The sequence below is a fragment of the Schwartzia sp. (in: firmicutes) genome (genome assembly GCF_978017985.1).
This window is the reverse complement of sequence record NZ_CDXDFU010000012.1, coordinates 1-6,478: the sequence shown is the minus strand read 5'-3', so window position 1 is coordinate 6,478 and position 6,478 is coordinate 1. Positions and strand designations below refer to the sequence as shown.

Genomic DNA, 6,478 nt, shown 5'->3' with positions numbered 1-6,478 from the left:
CATCAAATATATAATGTATTATACAGCTGTTCAGTGCTTGATAATTTACATGGTCAACCAGATAGCAAATATCAAAGACATCCTTAAAGCGTGTAGAAAGCGGACCAAACTTCAAAAGCGAGCGAAGTTTTTCCGTCAGCATCTGTTCCTTTGAATTGATGAGCAAACTGGCACCATCATCATCCATACAGACATCAAAACAATATTCCTCCTGCTGTATAGTGAGGTCTTTGTGTACGCCCAGGTCAATTTTGCTGTCTATCGTCATTCCGTCATTATCATATATACGGATATTGATGCACTTGCCTTGATAATCCTGGTGCTTCAATGGTTCAATCGTTCCGACAATCTCTATGCGAATATCTTCAAATACATTGATATCTTTTACGAATTTCCTAATAGCTTCATCGGCCAAAGAGTACCGAATAAAATCTATGTCCATATCCTGTGTAGCTCTGCGAATATCACCCGTCAGACTGCGCATAACGACACCGCCTTTTATGGTGACATGACGGCTAAGCTTTCCCTTTGAAATAGCTTCCAACACTATGTCCTGACAAAGCCGTGCCCGTGCATTAGCCCCACGATAGCCCTGTTCTTCAATTTTCACAAGCCAGTCCTGTAACCTGGACATCAAAAGACCTCCTCATCAAGCCGCTTCCACAGCATTTTGCTCTTAGGAAAAACACTTGCATACTCCTGCACTCGCTCAATATCCAAATTCTCGAGCATTTCACGATAATGTCGTAAAATTTCTTTGTAGTAATCATAAGGGAGCTTATCTTTATACCGCAGCAATTCAATCAGCATTCGTTCTTTGTCATATATACGAATTTTATTTCCTTCTACTTCCTGCTCTATCACTCCCAAAGGAAACAGCTTTTCCGGCACATAGACCTGTTTTATCCTCTGATCCTTTAATCGTGCTGACTTTGATGGGGTAGCAATATAATAATAGTCAGGAATATCTGTAGTCAGCCCATGGTAATAAAAGGCGCTTTCCTTTGTAAAAACAGCCTTAGGATATTTCTTTTGAATAACCGCCAACTCGGAAACATTCGGACGAGTGGAATATATCCCACGCTCAATGCGATAGATGCGCTTATCATTTAATGCCTGTTTGATTTGATATGCATTGGCATATTTCTTCTCACAAACCATGTAATCCATAAGCATAATGCAGCCACTCCTTTCATAAATCATCGGTAAAACTTTGTATTTTACCTATCTTTACTAAAAGTATAACATAAACAGAAGAAAAAAACATTACGTAAGTACCGTTGCCAAATAATTGTCGATTGGGCACACAAAAGCGGGAGCCACGAAGTGACTCCCGCCAGCAATCAGATTTAATATTTTCAGCCCATAGCTGCAGCTGTTTCTTCCTGTTTTTCGTCACGGCGTACGAACCAGCCTGCGAGAAGCGTTCCGGAGATGGAATGCCATACGCAGGAAACCGCGCATGCCAGCGCAGCGTGCGGATAAGCTGCGAAGTGTGCAACTGCAAGGCCCGTTGCAAGACCTGCGTTCTGCATGCCGACCTCGATGGACAGCGTGCGGCGTTTTGCCGTGTTCATGCCCGTAATACGGCCTACCGTGTAGCCGAGGACGTAGCCAACACCGTTATGAACCAGAACAGCCAGGAAGATAATCACGCCTGCGTTGAAGAAGTTTCCGCCCAGGAGAGCGATAACGCCGCCAACAATAAGAGCAAGTCCGATAACAGCGATAGACGGCATGATTTCACGTACATTCTCCATTGTCTCCGTAGCGCCGAAACGATAGTTAAGCCAGAAACCGAGAAGCACCGGAACGATAACCGTCTCAATAATAGTAAGGAACATGCCTGCCGCCGGAACCTCAATGCGTTCCCCCGCAAGGAAAAGCACCATGGCAGGTGTCATAATCGGAGCAAGAAGCGTAGAAGCCGTCGTCATGCCAACGGAGAACGGTACATCTCCACGGCAGAGGAAGCTCATGATGTTGGAAGAAACACCGCCCGGGCAGCAGCCAACGAGAATAAGTCCAACCGCAATCTCATTGGAAAGGCCGAGGCCCTTCGCAAGGAAATACGCCGAGAACGGCATGATGAGGTACTGAGCGGCAGCACCGATGAAAATATCGAAAGGACGTGCAGCCAGCACCTTGAAATCATCTAATGTAAGGGTAAGACCCATGCTGAACATAATCACGGAAAGAATGATAATCTGACTGATCCCCTTTACCCAGCCAAACATCTGCGGCACAAAAAAAGCAATAATGGCCGCAAAAATGACGAATCCCGCCGTATGCGATGCCAATAAATGCGATGCCTGTTTCAATCTTTCCATTGTAAATCCCTCCAAATTGTCTATTATACGCGGACATATATTTATCCTGCGATGTTTCCTATCATATACTTCATGTGTAAACTTGTCAAGTTAATTTATGAAAATATTAAATCAAATAATCCTTGGCAGAATAAGAAAAATCGAGTTACAGTTTTCTCAATCAGGCATATTCATGATTTTGCCGAGGACATCAAAATCGTATATACCTGAAAGACTACATTGCACATAAAAATCCCGGGGCGCGAAAAACGCCTCGGGATTATTTTTACTATTGATATTAGTCGAGAGCCTTGAAAGCCTGGTCAAGGTCCCAAATGATATCGTCGATATGCTCCGTACCGATGGAGAGACGGATTGTTGTGCGGGTGATGCCCGAGTTCAAAAGCTCTTCGTCGGTCATCTGGGAATGCGTCGTGCTTGCCGGGTGAATAACGAGGGACTTGACGTCTGCAACGTTTGCCAGCAGCGAGAATACCTTGAGATGGTCGATGAATTTCTGTGCGTCCTTCTCTCCGCCCTTGATTTCGAAGGTGAAGATGGAAATACCGCCGTTGGGGAAGTATTTCTTGTAGAGCTCGTGATCCGGATGGCTCTTGAGGGACGGGTGGTTGACCTTTGCGACATGCGGATTCTTTTCAAGGTACTCGACGACCTTGAGCGCATTTTCCGTGTGGCGGTCAACACGCAGGGAGAGCGTCTCTGTGCCCTGCAGGAGAATGAACGCATGGAACGGAGAAAGTGTAGCGCCCTCATCACGCAGCGTAAGCGTACGGATATATGTTGCGAGAGCCGCAGCTCCTACATCTTTTGCGAAGCTGATGCCGTGGTAGCTCGGATTCGGGTCAACCAGCTGCGGGAATTTGCCGCTCTTAACCCAGTCAAACTTGCCGCCGTCAACGATGACACCGCCGAGTGTGGTGCCGTGGCCGCCGATATATTTGGAAGCGGAGTGGACTACAACATCTGCGCCGTACTCAATAGGACGGACGAGATACGGTGTAGCGAAGGTGTTGTCTACTACCAGCGGCAGACCGTGCTTATGTGCGATATCAGCAATTGCTTTGATATCAATGATGTTTGCGTTCGGGTTGCCCACTGTCTCGATATAAACAACGCGGGTATTTTCTTTGATAGCTTCCTCGAACACCTGCGGTCCCTTTGTCGGGTCAACAAATGTTGTCGTGACACCGTGGGTCGGCAGCGTATGCTGGAGAAGATTGAATGTACCTCCGTAGATTGTCGTAGCTGCGACGATGTGCTGTCCTGTCTGTACGAGAGCATCCAGCGCGTAGGTGATAGCTGCTGCACCGGAAGCAACGGATACTGCAGCGACGCCGCCCTCAAGAGCTGCGATACGGCGGGAGAAAACATCCTCCGTCGGGTTCGTCAGACGTCCGTAAACAAATCCCGCGTCCTTCAGAGCAAAACGGTCAGCCGCATGCTGAGCGTTGTTGAAAACAAATGCCATGGACTGATAAATAGGAACTGCGCGCGCGCCTGTTGCCGGGTCCGGCTGCTCCTGTCCAACGTGCAGCTGAAGTGTCTCAAATTTGAATTCTCTTTCTTTTGCCATGATGATACCCTCTCTCTTTTTCTGAAATATCTGTCTGATTAAACATACAAACTTAGTATGTTTAGATTATAACAAATATTCCTACTATGTCAATAGGTTTAATAAATATTTTTTACAAATTTACAATCAGCACACTAAATTTTATCCAAAAGTGTTTCTCATGTCAAAAGAAATACGGTATGCAGCCCTTTTATTTTACCGTCTGAACAAACTTTCTTCATTAAATGAACGCATTAAAAATGCCTTCTCCAAAAGGAGAAGGCATTCACTTAATCAGAACGTCTTAACGATTGCGTCCTCAAGATCCTCCATGAAGCGGTCAGGATCCTTCGGAACCCACATGCCCTTCAGAGTGTCGTATTTGCACTCTACATTGACAGGAACCGCGCCGCCAACAGGCATATCCTCAAGAATCCTGATGAGCATTTTCGTTATGAAATCCGTCTGCTGCTGTCTTGTCTGAAGCTCAGGGTGTCTCATAAGCTCTCTCTGCATCTGGTAAATAACTGCAGGCTCGCCCAGCTTTCTCATGTCAATCTGTCCTACAACAATATTTACCTTGGCAGTGTCGCCATTTACTGTGCCGCCATTTGCTCCGATATCTACCTTTTTAAGCTTTTTGAGGTAAACCTCACCGATACGGTTAGCCTGCTCACGGCTGTATAAACCGCCGCTTGTGCTGAGGAATGCATCAGCAAAATTGTTCAGCAGCGTGTCGTGTATGTCCTTCTTGTCGAATCCCGTCTTTTTCAGGCTGTCTTCGTCCTGATGCAGAACAGCCTTCGTGTAGACCTTCATGCTTGTTTCCGGGTCCTCTTTCTTGCCGCAGCCTGCCAAAGCAAGGCAGAGCGTCAGCATCGCGATAAAAATCGCAAAAGTTTTCGTGAATTTCATTTATGCTCCTCCTTGGAATTTGATTAAAACTAAATGCTATTATACAGCAAAAAACAAAAATTGTCTGAAGAATACATTGTATATTTTTCATGTGCTTGCTTTTCTTCGTTCATATATGTAAAATGATGTTTCGTATGATAGAGGATTCTCTTACAAGGAGGAAAATGAAAATGAGTGAAGTAAAATTCTGCCCGTTCTGCGGCAAAGAAGTCACCGCAGGCTCGCGTTTCTGCGGAGAGTGCGGCAAACAGCTTCCGGGTGCAGACACACCACAGGCAGCGCCGGCAGTTCCGCAGCAGCAGACAACCATATCCGCCGTCCTGCAAAACAATCCGCCGAAGAAGCAGCGCACGCCTGATGTAGGCTTCTACGAAAATTTTATGAAGTCGGACGGGCGGCTTAACCGTCTGCGTTATTTCAAACGCACTCTCGTCGTCGGTCTCCTCGGTATGATTATCTACTGTGTTATCGCGTCATTCGTCGATGATGTATTCCGTACAAGAACCACAGAGTTCGTTCTTGCATTCGCAGCGTCAGTAACGCTTCCTTTCCAGCTCAAGCTGAACACCCGCCGTCTGCACGACATGGGACGCGATGGTTTTTGGGCTGACAATCTCATGCGCATCGATGCTGTTATGTATTTTATGCCGGCATTCTTCTTCCCATGGCAGCCGCCTTTCGGGGATTACGGTTTTATCCCTCCCCATGAACCGCTGGGCTATTTATTTTTAGCCCTGTCCGTTATCAGCTGTATTCTTTCCCTTTATCTGCTTTTTGTACCGGGAACCCATGGCGAAAACGAATACGGTCCGGACCCGCTGGATTGATTCATTTCAGAACACAATAAAAATCCACCCGCGTAGCGGGTGGTATTTCATTTTCGGGCATAGCCCTATCCTAAACTAGCTACGCATAAATGCGTCAAAATTTGGCCTGCCAGCCATGCGTTGATTACTTGCTACCCGTAAACGGGTCTTTCGGGTCAAACAAGGCTAGCTGATCTGATTCTTTATCACGTTTCAATTGATTTTCTATGTATTCTTTTATTACTTTGGTATTCTTTCCCACTGTATCTACATAATACCCCTTGCACCAAAATTCTCTATTTCTATATGCAAATTTCATGTTTCCATATTTCTGGAATATCATTAGGCTGCTTTTACCTTTCAGATATCCCATAAATCCTGACACACTTATTTTAGGTGGGATAGTTACCAACAAATGTATGTGATCCGGACATATTTCACCTTCTATTATCTCTACGCCTTTCCATTGGCATAATGTCCGCAACATATCACGTATTGCCAATCTCTTTTCCGCAAAAAAGACTTTACGACGGTACTTAGGTGCAAAGACTATGTGGTATTTACAATTCCATTTTGTATGTGCTAAACTGTTCTCATCTTTTGATTTCACTAGCAATTCCTCCTGATGTGGTTTCATGACTGGCAGGTCGTGATTATATTACCACATCGGGAGTTTTTCTTTCATCGCTTAAGCTCTACTGAACCACGCGACTATCGCGTGGTTTTCTTTATACAAAAATTGCGCAGACACCATTTCGGTGCCTGCGCTTTTTTGTTACCCTTTTCAGTTGCCCCAAACCTGTGCCATAAATTCGCTGTAGACAGCATCAAGATGCTGTACAAGAACGCTCAGCATGAGCTGAATCATCTTGCTG

The 6,478-nt window shown here is 45.6% G+C and carries 7 protein-coding genes; 1 reads left to right on the top strand and 6 read right to left on the bottom strand.

All coding sequences use genetic code 11. The annotated features are described in order from the left end of the window. From ACY69O_RS00545 to ACY69O_RS00525, 5 genes are all read right to left on the bottom strand, one after another. The coding region (locus ACY69O_RS00545) for a nucleotidyl transferase AbiEii/AbiGii toxin family protein (RefSeq protein WP_462331522.1) at positions 1 to 634 on the bottom strand (634 nt) is incomplete at its 3' end. Continuing rightward, on the bottom strand, positions 634 to 1,176 hold the full coding sequence (locus ACY69O_RS00540) for a type IV toxin-antitoxin system AbiEi family antitoxin domain-containing protein (RefSeq protein WP_462331521.1): 543 nt from the start codon (positions 1,174 to 1,176) through the stop codon (positions 634 to 636). The genes ACY69O_RS00545 and ACY69O_RS00540, both read right to left, overlap by 1 nt. 182 nt (positions 1,177 to 1,358) lie before the next feature. Next, positions 1,359 to 2,330, bottom strand: a complete 972-nt coding sequence (locus ACY69O_RS00535; RefSeq protein WP_462331520.1) for a bile acid:sodium symporter family protein — start codon at positions 2,328 to 2,330, stop codon at positions 1,359 to 1,361. Between the two features lie 277 nt (positions 2,331 to 2,607). Continuing rightward, the gene (locus ACY69O_RS00530; RefSeq protein ID WP_462331519.1) at positions 2,608 to 3,903 is read right to left on the bottom strand and encodes an O-acetylhomoserine aminocarboxypropyltransferase/cysteine synthase family protein; all 1,296 of its coding nucleotides are present in this window, start codon (positions 3,901 to 3,903) and stop codon (positions 2,608 to 2,610) included. 273 nt (positions 3,904 to 4,176) lie between these two features. Continuing rightward, the gene (locus ACY69O_RS00525; protein WP_462331518.1) at positions 4,177 to 4,797 is read right to left on the bottom strand and encodes a hypothetical protein; all 621 of its coding nucleotides are present in this window, start codon (positions 4,795 to 4,797) and stop codon (positions 4,177 to 4,179) included. Between the two features lie 170 nt (positions 4,798 to 4,967). On the opposite strand from ACY69O_RS00525, the gene ACY69O_RS00520 reads away from it, so the two are divergent. Further along, positions 4,968 to 5,624 (top strand): DUF805 domain-containing protein, encoded by a 657-nt coding sequence (locus ACY69O_RS00520; RefSeq protein ID WP_462331517.1) that lies wholly within the window; start codon positions 4,968 to 4,970, stop codon positions 5,622 to 5,624. A gap of 124 nt (positions 5,625 to 5,748) precedes the next feature. On the opposite strand, the gene tnpA is transcribed toward ACY69O_RS00520, so the two are convergent. After that, positions 5,749 to 6,213, bottom strand: a complete 465-nt coding sequence (gene tnpA / locus ACY69O_RS00515) for an IS200/IS605 family transposase (protein WP_462331516.1) — start codon at positions 6,211 to 6,213, stop codon at positions 5,749 to 5,751. Between the last annotated feature and the right edge of the window lie 265 nt (positions 6,214 to 6,478).

Bases quoted from the DNA above. Each gene is read 5' to 3' on its own strand.
- ACY69O_RS00540 (WP_462331521.1), bottom strand. From the start codon at position 1,176: ATGCTTATGGATTACATGGTTTGTGAGAAGAAATATGCCAATGCATAT.
- ACY69O_RS00535 (WP_462331520.1), bottom strand. From the start codon at position 2,330: ATGGAAAGATTGAAACAGGCATCGCATTTATTGGCATCGCATACGGCG.
- ACY69O_RS00530 (WP_462331519.1), bottom strand. From the start codon at position 3,903: ATGGCAAAAGAAAGAGAATTCAAATTTGAGACACTTCAGCTGCACGTT.
- ACY69O_RS00525 (WP_462331518.1), bottom strand. From the start codon at position 4,797: ATGAAATTCACGAAAACTTTTGCGATTTTTATCGCGATGCTGACGCTC.
- ACY69O_RS00520 (WP_462331517.1), top strand. From the start codon at position 4,968: ATGAGTGAAGTAAAATTCTGCCCGTTCTGCGGCAAAGAAGTCACCGCA.